The organism is Ruegeria sp. AF2, assembly GCF_056542025.1.
In genome coordinates this window covers 357,886-372,532 of record NZ_JBQFZC010000003.1, presented here as the reverse complement: position 1 = coordinate 372,532, position 14,647 = coordinate 357,886, and the positions used below count along the sequence as shown (strand labels likewise).

Below are 14,647 nucleotides of genomic sequence, written 5' to 3'. Positions count from 1 at the left end.
GTCATGGGGGAAACCTCAAGAGGACAACGCCCTTCATAGTGGCCCATCGGGGCCTCGATCTAAAGAAGGAGATCAGCCGTGACCAAACGCACGTCTGCCAAGTACAAAATCGACCGCCGGATGGGCGAAAACATCTGGGGTCGTCCGAAATCCCCGGTTAATCGTCGTGAATACGGCCCCGGCCAGCATGGCCAGCGCCGCAAGGGTAAACTGTCTGACTTCGGTCTGCAGCTGCGTGCCAAGCAGAAGCTGAAAGGCTACTACGGCGACCTGACCGAGAAGCAGTTCCGCCGCATCTATGCAGAAGCTGAGCGTGTCAAAGGCGACACCGGTGAAAACCTGATCGGTCTGCTGGAGCGTCGTCTGGACGCCGTTGTTTACCGCGCCAAGTTTGTTCCGACCGTGTTCGCCGCACGTCAGTTCGTGAACCACGGCCACGTTAAAGTGAACGGCAAGCGGGTCAACATCCCGTCCTACCGCGTCAAAGAAGGCGACGTTATCGAAGTGCGTGACAAGTCCAAGCAATTGGCGGTTGTCCTGGAAGCTGTCGGCTTGGCCGAGCGTGATGTGCCTGACTACATCGACGCCGACCACTCGAAAATGACCGCGACCTTCGTGCGTGCACCGGGCCTGAGCGATGTGCCTTACCCGGTTATGATGGAACCGAACTTGGTCGTCGAATTCTACGCGAAGAACTAATCTTCGCCGACCTGTTGAGTTTAAGGGCCGCGCTTTCAGCGCGGTCTTTTTTGTTTTGATGGGGCTCTGCCCCAGTCGCTGCGCGACTCCCCCGAGATATATTTGGCCAGATGAAGAGGCGGATCAGATAGGAAGCGGGCGACTTTCGGCAATGGCCTCCATTGCGAAATAGGAGGTGACGCTGTCCAGTTCGATCTTATCGATGAGGCGTTGATAGACTTTGTCGTAAGAGGCCATATCTTCTGTAACGACCTTGAGTTGATAGTCATAGTCGCCGCCAATGCGATGGAAATCGACCACTTCAGGAATGGTCAGGACATGACTGCGAAAGGCCTGCAACCATTGGGCAGAGTGGTGGCGCGTGCGCAGCATGACGAAAACCACCAGATTCAGCCCAAGCTTTTCACGCGCGATGCGCGCCGTAGAACCTTGCAGGACACCTGTGTCGTTCAAGGCCTTTATTCTTCGCCAGCAGGCATTTTGGGACAGGCCGACCCTATCTGCCAATTCTCGCTGGGAAAGTGTTGCGTCTTTTTGCAGTTCCTTCAGAAGACGCGTGTCAATTTGATCTAATTTTTTCTCCATATAAACTCATATGACACAAAATCCGGACATATAAAGCATAAAATTGTGAGGTTTCCACAGGATGGATCAATCATATTGGAGTTAGCAATATGGAGCCTGTGTAATGACCTTGTCCAACTTTCGCGCAGAAATTCAATCTGCTGCTCACGGAAATACTCTGCGTGATGGGCTGATCGGTGAGGGGGTACTCATCCCGGGTCTGCATGGGGACGTGCCGCTTGTGTATGCGGACTACGTTGCCTCGGGTCGCGCGTTGCGACAGGTCGAAAATTTCGTGGCCGAGCATGTGTTGCCGTTCTATGCCAACAGCCACACCGAAGCCTCCTATTGCGGTTCCTATATAACCCGTTTGCGCCGCGAGGCGCGGGCCGAGATCGCCCGCATAGTTGGCGCCAAGGAAGAGGACGCGGTGATCTTTACCGGGTCTGGCGCTACAGCGGGTCTCAACCGGCTGGTTAGTCTGCTGGGAGTGCAAGAGGCTAATCAGCCGGTCGTTTTGATCGGTCCGTATGAGCATCATTCGAACATTCTGCCGTGGCGTGAAAGCAAGGCGCGGGTGATCGAGATTCCAGAAGCCGTTGACGGCGGTCCCGATATGCGGGCGCTAAAGGCAGTGCTGATCGAACACGCAGATTCCGATCTTGTGATTGGGTCATTCTCAGCGGCGTCAAACGTCACCGGCATCATCACCGACCCTGATCCAGTGACGCGGATGCTGAAAGAGCATGGTGCGCTTGCGGTATGGGACTATGCGGGTGGTGGACCTTATTTGCCAATGGACATGGGGCCGGAAGATGCGCGGAAGGACGCGATCGTGGTCTCTCCGCATAAGTTTCCGGGTGGGCCGGGGGCGTCGGGTGTTCTGGTCGTTAACCAATGCGTTGTGAAGCGGACGTGTCCGAGTTGGCCCGGCGGTGGGACTGTCAGCTTTGTCTCGCCTTGGCGACACGACTACAGCGTCGATCTCGCGACACGAGAAGAGGCGGGTACACCAAATGTGATCGGAGACATTCGTGCGGCCTTGGCCTTCATCGTGAAAGATGCGGTTGGAACGGATGAGATCGCGCAGCGTGAAGCGCAGTGTAACCACCTGGCGTTGGATGGGTGGTCCAACAACCCACATCTGACATTGCTAGGTGCCGAGAATGCACACCGCCTGCCGATATTCTCGTTCCTCGTGTGTGATCGGAATGGGCAGCCAGTGCATCAGCAGCTGTTTACCCGGATGCTCAGCGATATCTACGGCATCCAGGCACGTGGCGGCTGTGCCTGTGCCGGGCCCTATGCGCATCGTTTGCTGGGCATTGATCGGGCAACGTCGGAAGAATTGCATGCGGCCCTGTCGGAGGGTGAGGAAATGAAGAAACCGGGTTGGGTGCGATTGAATTTCTCGTACCTCATGAGCGAAGAGACCGTTCAGTTCATCATCGACAGCGTTAACGAGCTGTCGCGCCGGACCGAGGAGTTCGTCCCATTCTACAATGCCGATCCGGCGACGGCGCGCTTCAAAGCGGCGTAAGATAATTGCCGCTTTTCTCAACCCGTTGAGAAAGGTATGAGGGGCCAAGCTAGTGGAGCCCCTCATGAACCAGATCACACCTCAACCCGGCATAATGGACATCGCGCTGTATCAGGGCGGACAGTCGCATGTTGACGGTGTTGCGGATGTCATCAAGCTGAGTTCCAACGAAAACCCATTTGGGCCAAGTCCCAAGGCGATCGAAGCGGTGCGCGAAAGTGCCGTTTCGCTGCATCGTTATCCCAGCACCGATCATGCCAGCCTGCGCGCCGCAATTTCTGAACGGCACGGACTGGATGCCAATCGGGTCATCTGCGGTGTCGGCAGTGATGAAGTGTTGCAGTTCGTGGCGCAGGCCTATGCTGGTCCGGGTGATGAGGTGATATATACCGAGCATGGATTCTCCATGTATCCGATCATCGCGCGAATGGCTGGCGCGACCCCGGTCATAGTGCCCGAGAGAGATCGCCGTGTAGACGTAGATAGCATCCTTGCCGCGGTCACTGGGCAGACACGGATTGTCTTTGTGACCAATCCGGGAAATCCTACTTCAACCATGATCTCTGACGCCGAATTGCAGAGGTTGGCGGATGCATTGCCAGCCGATTGCCTGATGGTGCTGGATGGTGCCTATGCCGAATTTGTCGATGGTTTCGATGGAGGCGCAGGGCTGGTGGACCGGTTTAGCAATGTCATCATGACCCGGACGTTTTCGAAAGTGTACGGTCTAGGTGGGATGCGCGTTGGCTGGGGCTATGCGGCGAAAGAGATTATTGATGTGCTGAACCGCGTTCGTCAGCCATTCAACTTGTCGCTGACGGCTCTTGCAGCGGCCGAGGCCGCCGTGCGGGATGAGGAATATCTGCGGTTCTGCCTATCTGAAAATTCACGCCTCCGGATTTGGTTGTCTGATGAACTGGCGAAGGTTGGTGTCGCATCCGATGTGTCATGCACGAATTTCATCCTCGCCCGCTTTGCTGACAGGGCCGAGGCGGAAACCTGCGATGACTATTTGAAAACGCAGGGTTTGATCGTGCGGCGGGTCGCGGGCTACAACCTGCCAAACGCGCTGCGGATCACCGTAGGTGACGAAATCGCCTGCGGTCGCGTGGTTGCAGCGATTACTGCGTTCAAAGGGGGCGCTGTATGAGCCAGATTTACGACCGTGTTGCGCTGATCGGGTTGGGCCTGATCGCCTCGTCCATGTTTTGGGCAATCAAACGGGCTGGGCTTGCGGGCGAAGTGACGGGCTATGCGCGATCCGAGGCAACCCGCGAGACGGCGCGCCAGATCGGCCTTTGTGACCGGGTTTGCGAGACCGCGCAAGAGGCGGTCGAGGGTGCTGATCTGGTGGTTCTGTGTGTTCCGGTTGGCGCAATGGGACCGGTAGCGCAGCAGATTGCGCCGGTTCTAAAACCCGGTACCACCGTGTCCGACGTAGGGTCGGTAAAGCGTCACGTGATTGACGCCGTCTCACCACACATACCTGATGGCGTTCATTTCATTCCGGCGCACCCACTGGCTGGGACCGAGCATTCCGGGCCTGAATCGGGTTTCGCCGAACTGTTCGACAACCGTTGGTGCCTGTTGGTGCCGGTCGAAGATTCCGACCCGGATGCGATCGCTCGCCTGCGGGCTTTGTGGGAGGGTATGGGATCGAATGTCGATGAGATGGACGCCGCGCATCATGATTTGGTGCTGGCGGTCACCTCGCACGCACCTCACCTGATTGCCTATACGATGGTGGGAGTTGCGGATGATCTCCGGCGGGTTACAGACACCGAAGTCATCAAGTATTCGGCAGCTGGTTTCCGCGATTTCACTCGCATCGCGGCTTCGGACCCGACGATGTGGCGTGATGTGTTTCTGACCAACAAAGACGCAACGCTGGAGATTCTGGGCCGGTTTACGGAAGAGCTCTTTGCGCTACAGCGGGCCATCCGAACAGGTGACGGAGAGCAATTGTTCGACTACTTTACGCGCACACGGGCGATCCGCCGCGGCATCATTGATGCGGGCCAGGATACGGATGCGCCAGATTTCGGGCGGGGAAAAACATCGACATGAGAAAGATCGGTTGCAGCCATTTGATTTTCTGCGTTGCTTTGGCGGCAACGACTGCAAATGCGGCGGCGCCTGAGACTTCTATTGTGCCGTTGACGCGCCCGGAAACCACCCAAGCGATGGTGGCAATCGTCACCCCCAACATCCGGCCGGTGCTACGGCCCGCTTCGCCGCAGGTAACGGCCGCTGCAGCCCGTCCCGCTGAATTACCATTGCTCGGGCCCGAGAATTCGATCCGCCCGTTTGTGCGCCCGGAAGAATTGGAACAACGCGTCTTTCTTAAGAAACGCAAGCTGCGTAAGGGTTCAGTCTGTGGCGATATCGATATTCAGGGTAAGCCGGTTGGACGTGTGAAGGGCAAGATCAAAGCCTGCGGGATTAAGGATGCAGTGCAAATCACCTCAGTATCGGGGGTCGGGCTGAGCCGCCCAGCGACGATGGATTGCGGCACTGCACAGGCGCTGAATAATTGGGTCGACAAAACTGTAAAGCCCACGTTCAAACGCCGAGGTCCGGTGGTCGAGCTACAGGTCGCCGCGCATTACGCCTGCAGAACACGTAACAACCGTAAAGGGGCGCGGATTTCTGAGCATGGTAAAGGGCGCGCCATCGACATTTCGGGCTTCAAGATGGCCGATGGTGAGGTGGTGACGGTTCTGAATGGCTGGCGCAAAAATCCGTCCAAGAAGCAACTGACCAAGGTATGGCGCGGCGCGTGTGGGCCATTTGGCACGGTTCTCGGACCAAACTCTGATCGCTACCATCGGGATCATTTCCACCTAGACACCGCGCGCTACCGCAGCGGCACCTATTGCCGTTAACGCAGTACCAGTCTCGGGGCAGGACCAAGGGGCAACGGACCCAAGGCGACGAACCCATCTCTGAAATTCAGCTGTAAATCCAGCGCATTTGGGTTGCCACCCAGTCCAGCCATGAAACCCAATGCGCGGGTCACAGGATCGACTGCCTGATCCGGCAGCGCACCTGCGGCGTTTGCCATCGCGATCATGTCGCGCCAGTTTTCGGCTTTCATCGCAATTTCACCCGTTGGAATGCCCTGTTCGTCAACTTCCAGTTCGCCGGTGGCGAACAGACGCAGCTCACCCCATTTCATTTCTGCCAAACGCAGATCAATCGCAACGGGTTGGGGGCGACGCTGCTCAAGTGCGGTGCGGTCCCAGGGTTTGTCGAAAGTGACAAACATATCCATTTCCAGCGTTTCGAACGATTGCGGCAGGGTCGATGCTGAACGCATCAGGCGTCTCAGATCATCGCCGGGGGTAAATCCGTCGATCTTCGCGGTAATCCCATAGCTTTCGGGCGCTCCAGATTGCTCCATCACAAGGCTCAGCGACTGGCCTCCGGCTTGCGGATCACCTTCGGTTGTCAGCAGCCAGCGCTTTGAGGTCAGCGCCATTTTCTCGAGCACCAGCGCGACACCGGGTTGGAGCTGCAATTCGGCTTGTAGCGCTTCGGCCTGAACGGTCGTGGTCTGGTCGAAATAGGAAAGGCGCTGCGGCGTACTGGCAAAGCGCAGCATCTGGCGGCCGGGCCAGATTGCTGGGCTTTGGAACTCGACCCAGTCCGCACTCCACGCCGTTCCGTTGACCGGATCGGCCAAAGCGGGATTATTCAGGCGTGTGATGTGCTGAAACGGATATCCGGCCGTCGACACGTCCGAGAATTCGGCCTGCCAGCCCAGTTCTTGCTGTCGGTCAAACCAACCGGTTAGGGCGTTTCGCAGACCATAACCGGCGACAAACCAGTAGGCGCTCCACGCGAGGGCGATAAATACAAAAACGCGTATCAGACGGCGCATGATGAATGGCCCTTTTTCCTGCCTCGGATTTGATGTTTATAGGGCCAAACAGGCAAGGACCAGTGCAATGACGATGTGGGTATTCGGATATGGATCGCTGCTGTGGAATCCGGGCTTCCCGGTGGCGCGCAGCGAGCGCGCCACGCTGCACGGATATGCGCGGTCGTTCTGCATGCGCTCGATCCACCATCGCGGCACGGAAGAAGACCCCGGTTTAGTATTGGCGCTGGATGAACAGCCCGACGCGCTCTGCACCGGATTGGCACTGTCTGTCGAGGCGGGCCACGAAGAGCGAACGTTGGCGGAACTGCGTGAGCGTGAGTTGATCTCATCAGCCTATCTGGAACGCATGCTGGACGTGCATCTGGATTGCGGGCAGATCGTGAACGCGGTGACCTACGTCATCGACGCTCATCACGTTCAATATTGCGGCGGGCTGCCTCTGGAAGAGCAGGCCCAGATCATCGCCCATGCGGTTGGCGGACGCGGGCCAAATACCGAATATCTCTACAATACTGCCTCGCACTTGACCGAGATCGGACTGCACGACCCTGATCTTGAGTGGTTGTCGCAACGGGTGCGGACAATCAGCGCATAAACTCTTGGCGTCGCGGGGCGAACTTCGATAGGTTCAGCCCAGAGCAGACAATACCAGGAGCCACGCGCATGGCGCAGGCACAACAGGGCGTGAGACCACATTTCTCACAACCGATCCGTCAGATTTTGATGATGCTGATCGCAATAGGGCTGTCAGGACTTGGCGTGTTCATGGCGTTGCCATATGTACTGCCGGTTATTCAGGCCAATCTGTATCTTAACGGGTTCATTTTGCTGGTCTTTGTCATCGGTGTCGCTGCCTGTTTTCTGCAGGTCACACAGCTGATCGGATCGGTTCGTTGGATCGAAGCCTTTGCCGGAGGGGTCGAACGTGACGATGTGCGCCCGCCGCAACTGCTTACCCCACTGGCGTCGTTGTTGAGGGAACGCGGGGCGCGGTCTCAGATCAGCTCTAGCTCTACCCGATCGATCCTCGATTCCGTCGCCGAACGGGTCGAAGAAGAGCGCGAGATCACCCGCTACATCACCAACGTGCTGATCTACCTTGGCCTACTGGGGACATTTTTTGGTTTGGCCACCACTGTCCCCGCCATCGTTGATACGATCCGCAGCCTGAACCCGCAGGAAGGTGAAGAAGGTCTGGCCGTCTTCAACCGTCTGATGACAGGATTGGAAGCGCAGCTGCAGGGCATGGGCGTTGCTTTTGGGTCGTCATTGCTGGGTCTGGCCGGATCCTTGATCGTCGGTTTGCTGGAACTATTCGCGGGCCATGGCCAGAACCGGTTCTATCGCGAATTGGAAGAATGGTTGTCCTCAATCACCCGCGTTGGCTTTGCTGCGGGCGATGAGGGCGGCGCGGAACTGGCCGTGCTGACCCCAGTACTGGACGCCATGTCTGAACAAATGGATGCACTGCAGGACATGTTCTCGGCGCAAGAAGTTGATCGCACGAACGTCTCGACCAAACTGGGACATTTGGTCGATGTCATCGGGGAAATGAACCAGCGGCAGGCCCAGACCGAAGGCGTAACGGCTGCGCTTGAACGTGTGGCGCTGGGGCAGGACGCTTTGTTGGATCACATGCGCGAACATGGCGCGGGCGAGGGGATCGATGCGGAAAGCCGCATGCGCCTGCGGTCGATGGATGTTCAGTTGCTGCGTATACTCGAAGAAATCTCCGCTGGTCGTCAGGACAGCATGAACGAACTGCGCAAGGATTTTGAGTTACTGGTCAAAGCGTTGACCTTGCCACGGGGCGCCGTACGAACGCCGCCAGAAGGAGAGTAACCCATGGCGCTGTCCCGCCGCACAGGTCAACGATTTTCGGGCTCGGTCTGGCCCGGCTTCGTGGATGCGATGACGGGATTGTTGATGGTGCTGACCTTTGTGCTGACCATCTTCATGGTCGTGCAATTTGTGCTGCGCGAAACCATTTCAGGGCAAGAGGATGAACTGACTGCGCTGTCCGACGAAATCGCCGCTCTGGCCGGGGCGCTGGGGCTGGAAGAGCGGGAAAACAGCCGTCTTCAAGCGCGTCTTGGGAACTTGAATGCAACGCTTAATCAGGTCGAAGACGATCTGGCGCAGGCACAAACCCGCATAACCGACTTTGAAGCACAGGTCGCGGCTTTGCTGGCTGATCAGGCGCGTGCGCAGGGGGATATCGCCGCGCTAGAAACGCAACGCGATGAGTTGCTAAATGAACAAGATGCCTTGAATTTGGCACTTGCTCAACGCAGACAAGAAATCGACGCACAGGCCGAAGCCGCCCGCCTTGCCGCGGCTCGACGCGAAGCACTTGAAGCTCTCGTCGCCGAACTTGAAACCAGCGAAGATGCGCAGGCAGCTCAGATATCCGAGCTAGAACAGCAACTGACCGAGGAAGAGGCCGCGCGTCTGGCCGAAGCCGCCGCTGCTGAGGCGCTGCGCGATCGTTTGCAAAACGCAGATGCCGAACTGACAGCGATGACCTTGGCACTGGAAGCGCAGCGAAAGGAAGCCGAGGATACCCTGACTTTGCTTGCTGCGGCACAGGCCGCCAAGGCGGAGCTTGAGCGTCAGTTCGGTGAGATCAATGCCGAAGAACTGAGGGCACAATTGCAAGCCGCATTGGATGCCCAAACCCAGGCGCAGGCAAATGCAGCCGAACAGAGGTCGCTGGCCGAAGAGCGCGCGGCGCTGCTGGCGCTCGCTCGGGATGCGCTTGCATCGGAGCAGGAAATCTCGACCGAAGCGCAACGTCAGACTGCGCTGCTGAACCAGCAGATGGCAGCCTTGCGTAGCCAGTTGGGATCACTGCAGGCACTATTGGACGACTACGAAGACCGCAACGCAGCCGCTGAGATCCAGATACAGACGCTTGGCCAGGATCTGAACGCCGCTCTGGCGCGTGCGGCCTCGGAAGAGCGTCGTCGCCGACTGCTGGAAGAGGCTGAACGCATCCGGCTGGAGGCCGAGGCCGAGAAATTGGCGGGTCAAAATCAGGAACTTGCGGCGCAGGCTGAGGATTTGCAGCGCTATCGCTCGGAATTCTTCGGACGGCTGCGCGATGTGCTGGGTGATCAAGATGGCGTGCGCATCGAAGGCGACCGTTTCGTGTTCTCATCTGAGGTGCTGTTTGCCACCGGGTCCGCAAACCTGTCTGCGGAAGGCCGTCAGGAGGTTGCCAAAGTTGCCAATATCCTGCGAAGCGTTGCCGCCGAAATACCCGAGGGTTTGAACTGGGTCATTCGTGTCGATGGGCATACCGACAATGTGCCATTTGCAGGCAGCGGACGATATCGCGACAACTGGGAGCTCAGCCAGGGCCGCGCCCTTTCTGTGGTGCGCTACATGGTTGACGCGCTGGGCATTCCACCTGATCGTTTGGCGGCAAACGGGTTCGGAGAGTTCCAGCCTGTTAATCCCGCAGACACACCCGAGGCGCGCGCCCAGAATCGTCGGATCGAGTTGAAGCTGACAGAGCGGTAAGGCTGGTACGAACCACTTTGGATTACCTGGCAAACATGAAAAACGCCCACCGAGAAGGCGGGCGTTTTTCGTTGTAGAAGCCGTGGGTTAGTCCGCTGTTAAAAGCGGGGGCTTGTCGCCCGGAATGCGGGGCTGATCGGGGCCTAGGATTTCCAGGTTCAGCTCGCCCTTCTTCATCGAGACGCGGACCACCCCGCCTTTGGCCAGTTTGCCGAATAGCAGTTCCTCGGCCAGAGGTTTCTTGATGTGTTCCTGAATAACACGACCCAGAGGACGCGCACCCATCTTATCGTCATAGCCTTTGTCGGCCAGCCATTCGGCGGCGCGGGGTGTCAGATCGATGGTCACGCCACGATCCAGCAATTGCGCTTCAAGTTGCAGGACGAATTTCTCAACGACCTGCAAGATGACCTCTTTCGGCAGCGGCGCGAATGAGATCACGGCGTCCAGGCGGTTGCGGAATTCCGGCGTGAACATGCGTTCGATCGCGGCAGTGTCCTCGCCTTCGCGACGGTCACGTGCAAAGCCGATGGCTGCCTTAGCCTGTTCCTGAGCACCCGCATTGGAGGTCATGATCAGCACCACGTTGCGGAAATTCACCGTCCGGCCGTTGTGGTCAGTCAGCTCTCCGTGATCCATCACCTGCAACAGGATGTTGAACACGTCCGGATGCGCTTTTTCGATCTCATCCAACAGCAATACGCAATGCGGATGCTGGTCAACGCCATCGGTCAGCAGACCACCCTGATCAAACCCGACATAGCCCGGAGGTGCACCAATCAGGCGGCTGACGGCGTGCTTCTCCATGTATTCCGACATGTCGAAGCGCAGCAGTTCCACACCCAGCGTATCTGCCAGCTGTTTCGCCACCTCGGTTTTACCCACACCGGTCGGACCGGCAAACAAGTAGTTGCCGATGGGTTTTTCAGGCTCCCTCAAACCGGCACGGGCCAGTTTGATGGCGCTGGACAGCGCTTCGATGGCTTCATCCTGACCGAACACCACTCGTTTCAACGAAGTTTCGAGATCTTTCAGAACTTCGGCATCGTCCTTGGTGACGTTCTTGGGCGGAATACGCGCGATCTTGGCAACCACCGCCTCAATCTCTTTGACGCCGATGGTCTTGCGACGCTTGCTTTCGGCCAGCAGGTGCTGTGCCGCCCCGGCCTCATCGATCACATCGATGGCCTTGTCGGGCAGTTTGCGGTCATTGATGTAGCGCGCCGACAGTTCGACAGCCGTCTTGATCGCGTCGGCAGTATATTTGATCGAGTGATGCTCTTCGAAATATGGTTTAAGACCGCGCAGGATTTTGACGCTGTCCTCGACCGACGGCTCGTTCACGTCGATTTTCTGGAACCGGCGGCTTAGCGCACGGTCTTTCTCGAAATGCTGACGGAATTCTTTATACGTGGTCGAGCCCATGGTGCGCAGCTTACCACCCTGCAATGCAGGCTTTAGCAAGTTCGATGCATCCATCGCGCCACCCGAGGTCGCACCCGCGCCGATTACGGTGTGGATTTCGTCGATGAAGAGAACCGCATCGGGGTGTTCTTCCAACTCGGTCACAACCGCTTTCAGCCGCTCTTCGAAATCACCGCGATAGCGGGTTCCCGCGAGCAGGGCACCCATATCCAGCGAATAGATTGTGGTTTCCGACAGAACGTCCGGCGCCTCACCAGCCACGATCTTATGCGCAAGACCTTCGGCAATGGCGGTCTTGCCGACACCGGGATCACCTACCAGCAGCGGGTTGTTCTTGCGACGACGGCACAGCACCTGAATGCAGCGTTCAACCTCGTCCGAGCGCCCGATCAGCGGATCGACATCACCGGCGCGCGATTTGGCGTTCAGATCAACGCAATACTTGCCAAGCGCGCTTTCCTTTTGATCGGTATCGCTGCTGGCTGTTTGCGCTTCTTCTTCTGCTTCATCGGCTCCGGTTACCGGGCGGTTTTCGCCGTAGGCCGGATCTTTGGCCACACCGTGCGCGATGAAGTTCACCGCGTCATAGCGGGTCATGTCCTGTTCCTGCAGGAAATAGGCCGCGTTGCTTTCACGCTCGGCAAAGATCGCGACCAGAACATTGGCCCCGGTCACCTCGGTGCGGCCAGAGCTTTGAACGTGGATCGCGGCACGCTGAATGACACGCTGGAAAGCCGCCGTGGGTACCGCTTCAGACCCGTCGATATCTGTGACGAGGTTCGACAGATCTTCGTCGATGAATTCGACAAGTGTGCTGCGCAACTCATCAAGATCAACACTGCACGCTTTCATGACGCGTACCGCATCGGGTTCTTCCAGCAGCGCCAACAGCAGATGCTCTAGCGTTGCGAATTCATGTCGCCGCTCATTCGCCGCCGCAAGGGCCGCGTGGATGGCTTGTTCAAGTGTGCTCGAGAATGAAGGCACGCGGGTGCTCCTCTGTATTGGGCCGGAAGGGGGGCCTTAGGCCGGATCCCCATCCCAACCATGTCCTCATACTATTAGAGTTTGGTTGATCGTGGCCCGGCTTCAAGGGTTTTCTTTCACTTGACAGTCACATTTGTTGTGACCGTGACCGTGAAAAGGGCTTGAAACGGGTTAAAAGCTGTCTTTTCTGGCTCGAATTTCGGCAAATACGGACGCTGGGTCAGAATTTTCCATGCCCAGATGGGCCTGAATCACCGGATCAGCAGCGCGCAGAAACGGGTTTGTAGCCTTTTCCAGCCCCAAAACTGAGGGCACTGTGGGTTCTCCGGCAGCACGGGCGCGGTTGATATCGGCCACGCGATCCAACAGCGCAGGGTTGTCAGGATCGATTGTGAGGGCGAATTTGGCGTTTGATTGCGTATATTCGTGGCCCGAGCACACGATTGTTTCATCGGGCAGGGCGGCCAGCTTGCTGAGAGAGGCCCACATTTGCACAGGCGTGCCCTCGAACAATCGCCCACATCCCAGCGCCATCAGGCTGTCAGCGGTGAATACAACGCCAGTTTGGGGCATGTAGAATGCAATGTGCCCAATTGTGTGCCCGGACACATCAAGAACCTCGACCGGCTCACCGCCGATATAAAATGTGTCACCTTCAACCACCGCCTGATCGAGTTTTGGCAACCGATGCTCATCTGCTTTTGCGCCGATCACACGCGCGGGCTGTTTCGCCAGAATGTCGCCCAGCCCGTCCACATGATCCCAATGATGATGGGTCAGCAACACATGGCTTAGCTGCCAGCCGCGCGAATCCAGTTCAGCCAGAATCGGAGCTGCCTCTGGCGCATCGATCAAGGCAGTCTCACCGCTGGCCGGATCATGGGCGAGAAAGGCGTAATTATCGCTGAGGCAAGGAATGGTAACGATCTCAAGAGGCATGGCCTTTTGCCCTTTCATTGCTAGACTGCGCCCAGCTAAGCCGATTGACCGGGTGTCCGCAATGCATCTTGATGTGCAGGATCTGAGGAATTTCTACTATCGCAGCACCCTGGGTCGCGCGGCCCAGGCAGCGATCCGTGGTCGGTTGGTGGATCTTTGGCCCGAAGCCAAGGGGCAAACTGTGGTCGGATTTGGTTTTGCCGTACCTTTATTGCGGCCTTACCTCAAAGATGCGCGCCGTGTGATTGGTCTTATGCCTGGTCCGCAGGGTGTAATGCCATGGCCTGCGGGGATGCCCAATGTTTCCGTTCTGACCGAAGAGACGATGTGGCCAATCGAAACAGGCCATGTGGATAAACTGGTGGTGATGCATGGTTTGGAAACTTCAAACCGACCCAGCCAATTGCTGGAAGAATGCTGGCGCGTTCTGGGGCCCGGAGGGCGTGTGCTATTTGTCGTACCGAACCGGGCCGGGCTTTGGTCGCGCTCAGACCGGACGCCGTTTGGCTTTGGGCAGCCCTATTCAACAACCCAATTGGAAAACCAATTGCGCGCGCACCACTTCGTCCCTGAAAACCATTGCTCGGCGCTTTACCTGCCGCCTTCGTTCCGTCGGTTCTGGCTAAAATCGGGCAGCCTGATCGAGAAGACTGGACAACGCATCCCAACCGTCATGGCCGGAGGCGTGCTTATGGTTGAGGCCAGTAAACTTATTCGTCCGCCTAGCGGAAGCGTTACCAAAGACACCGCGAAGCGCCCGATCAAAGCGTTGGATGGTTTGTTAAAGCCTGCGTGACAGTCCGGCGCATTTTGAAAGGAAAAAATGCGGGAAAAAGGTCACAGGAATCGCAAAAACCTGCATATTCGTAACATTTTTCAACTGCCCCAATCGGTCCAAAGGGTCGCACTTGGGTTAAGTGTATGAAAAATAATAATTTGTGGATAAAACTGTTACCGCTATAGCGTATTGCTTGGTTGGAACACCTCTGCTACATCCCCGGTGATTTTGATCCCCGCCCTAAATGGACGGGGTTTCCTCACGCCCCAAGGTAGCGGCCGCTACTCAAAATCGGGGCCTCAAA

13 protein-coding genes are annotated in these 14,647 nt (G+C 57.4%); 9 read left to right on the top strand and 4 right to left on the bottom strand.

Annotated elements, in window-relative coordinates:
- Positions 1–78 precede the first annotated feature (78 nt).
- The gene (rpsD, locus tag ACR0NM_RS12590; protein WP_170392466.1) at positions 79–699 is read left to right on the top strand and encodes a 30S ribosomal protein S4; all 621 of its coding nucleotides are present in this window, start codon (positions 79–81) and stop codon (positions 697–699) included.
- Between the two features lie 123 nt (positions 700–822).
- Here rpsD and ACR0NM_RS12585 read toward each other — a convergent pair whose 3' ends face one another.
- Positions 823–1,284: an Lrp/AsnC family transcriptional regulator gene (locus ACR0NM_RS12585; RefSeq protein WP_170401903.1), complete on the bottom strand. Its 462-nt coding sequence runs from the start codon at positions 1,282–1,284 to the stop codon at positions 823–825.
- 103 nt (positions 1,285–1,387) lie between these two features.
- Between ACR0NM_RS12585 and ACR0NM_RS12580 the strand changes: the two genes are divergently transcribed.
- The 4 genes from ACR0NM_RS12580 to ACR0NM_RS12565 all read left to right on the top strand — a co-directional run bounded on the left by ACR0NM_RS12580 (position 1,388) and on the right by ACR0NM_RS12565 (position 5,688).
- On the top strand, positions 1,388–2,803 hold the full coding sequence (locus tag ACR0NM_RS12580; protein ID WP_480614993.1) for an aminotransferase class V-fold PLP-dependent enzyme: 1,416 nt from the start codon (positions 1,388–1,390) through the stop codon (positions 2,801–2,803).
- Between the two features lie 64 nt (positions 2,804–2,867).
- The gene (gene hisC, locus ACR0NM_RS12575) at positions 2,868–3,953 is read left to right on the top strand and encodes a histidinol-phosphate transaminase (protein ID WP_480562444.1); all 1,086 of its coding nucleotides are present in this window, start codon (positions 2,868–2,870) and stop codon (positions 3,951–3,953) included.
- Positions 3,950–4,870 carry a prephenate/arogenate dehydrogenase family protein gene (locus ACR0NM_RS12570; protein ID WP_480614991.1) on the top strand — a complete coding sequence of 307 codons (921 nt, stop codon included), beginning with the start codon at positions 3,950–3,952 and terminating at the stop codon, positions 4,868–4,870. Before hisC ends, ACR0NM_RS12570 begins: the two co-directional genes overlap by 4 nt.
- Entirely contained in the window at positions 4,867–5,688 is an 822-nt protein-coding gene (locus ACR0NM_RS12565; protein ID WP_170420536.1) for an extensin family protein, read from the top strand. The genes ACR0NM_RS12570 and ACR0NM_RS12565 overlap by 4 nt, the downstream gene beginning before the upstream one ends.
- Here ACR0NM_RS12565 and ACR0NM_RS12560 read toward each other — a convergent pair.
- Entirely contained in the window at positions 5,685–6,686 is a 1,002-nt protein-coding gene (locus ACR0NM_RS12560; protein ID WP_170392459.1) for a DUF2125 domain-containing protein, read from the bottom strand. The genes ACR0NM_RS12565 and ACR0NM_RS12560 overlap by 4 nt on opposite strands.
- Before the next feature lie 67 nt (positions 6,687–6,753).
- Between ACR0NM_RS12560 and ACR0NM_RS12555 the strand changes: the two genes are divergently transcribed.
- From ACR0NM_RS12555 to ACR0NM_RS12545, 3 genes are all read left to right on the top strand, one after another.
- Positions 6,754–7,284, top strand: coding sequence for a gamma-glutamylcyclotransferase (locus ACR0NM_RS12555; protein ID WP_170512532.1), 531 nt, complete (start codon positions 6,754–6,756; stop codon positions 7,282–7,284).
- Positions 7,285–7,352: 68 nt separating this feature from the next.
- Complete coding sequence (locus ACR0NM_RS12550) at positions 7,353–8,531, top strand: biopolymer transporter ExbB (protein WP_480614989.1); 1,179 nt, start codon at positions 7,353–7,355, stop codon at positions 8,529–8,531.
- Between the two features lie 3 nt (positions 8,532–8,534).
- Positions 8,535–10,214 (top strand): peptidoglycan -binding protein, encoded by a 1,680-nt coding sequence (locus ACR0NM_RS12545; protein WP_480614987.1) that lies wholly within the window; start codon positions 8,535–8,537, stop codon positions 10,212–10,214.
- An 87-nt stretch (positions 10,215–10,301) separates the two neighbouring features.
- Here the strand turns inward: ACR0NM_RS12545 and clpA are convergent, their stop codons facing one another.
- Together clpA and gloB are read right to left on the bottom strand one after the other, a co-directional pair.
- On the bottom strand, positions 10,302–12,626 hold the full coding sequence (clpA, locus tag ACR0NM_RS12540; protein ID WP_480614985.1) for an ATP-dependent Clp protease ATP-binding subunit ClpA: 2,325 nt from the start codon (positions 12,624–12,626) through the stop codon (positions 10,302–10,304).
- 171 nt (positions 12,627–12,797) lie between these two features.
- Positions 12,798–13,565: a hydroxyacylglutathione hydrolase gene (gloB, locus tag ACR0NM_RS12535; RefSeq protein ID WP_480614983.1), complete on the bottom strand. Its 768-nt coding sequence runs from the start codon at positions 13,563–13,565 to the stop codon at positions 12,798–12,800.
- 61 nt (positions 13,566–13,626) lie between these two features.
- Between gloB and ACR0NM_RS12530 the strand changes: the two genes are divergently transcribed.
- Positions 13,627–14,361 (top strand): methyltransferase domain-containing protein, encoded by a 735-nt coding sequence (locus ACR0NM_RS12530; RefSeq protein WP_170401881.1) that lies wholly within the window; start codon positions 13,627–13,629, stop codon positions 14,359–14,361.
- Positions 14,362–14,647 lie beyond the last annotated feature (286 nt).

Coding starts and splice junctions, on each gene's coding strand:
- ACR0NM_RS12560 (WP_170392459.1), bottom strand. CDS start 6,686: ATGCGCCGTCTGATACGCGTTTTTGTATTTATCGCCCTCGCGTGGAGC.
- gloB (WP_480614983.1), bottom strand. CDS start 13,565: ATGCCTCTTGAGATCGTTACCATTCCTTGCCTCAGCGATAATTACGCC.
- ACR0NM_RS12570 (WP_480614991.1), top strand. CDS start 3,950: ATGAGCCAGATTTACGACCGTGTTGCGCTGATCGGGTTGGGCCTGATC.
- ACR0NM_RS12555 (WP_170512532.1), top strand. CDS start 6,754: ATGACGATGTGGGTATTCGGATATGGATCGCTGCTGTGGAATCCGGGC.
- ACR0NM_RS12545 (WP_480614987.1), top strand. CDS start 8,535: ATGGCGCTGTCCCGCCGCACAGGTCAACGATTTTCGGGCTCGGTCTGG.
- ACR0NM_RS12530 (WP_170401881.1), top strand. CDS start 13,627: ATGCATCTTGATGTGCAGGATCTGAGGAATTTCTACTATCGCAGCACC.
- hisC (WP_480562444.1), top strand. CDS start 2,868: ATGAACCAGATCACACCTCAACCCGGCATAATGGACATCGCGCTGTAT.
- ACR0NM_RS12565 (WP_170420536.1), top strand. CDS start 4,867: ATGAGAAAGATCGGTTGCAGCCATTTGATTTTCTGCGTTGCTTTGGCG.
- ACR0NM_RS12585 (WP_170401903.1), bottom strand. CDS start 1,284: ATGGAGAAAAAATTAGATCAAATTGACACGCGTCTTCTGAAGGAACTG.
- ACR0NM_RS12550 (WP_480614989.1), top strand. CDS start 7,353: ATGGCGCAGGCACAACAGGGCGTGAGACCACATTTCTCACAACCGATC.
- ACR0NM_RS12580 (WP_480614993.1), top strand. CDS start 1,388: ATGACCTTGTCCAACTTTCGCGCAGAAATTCAATCTGCTGCTCACGGA.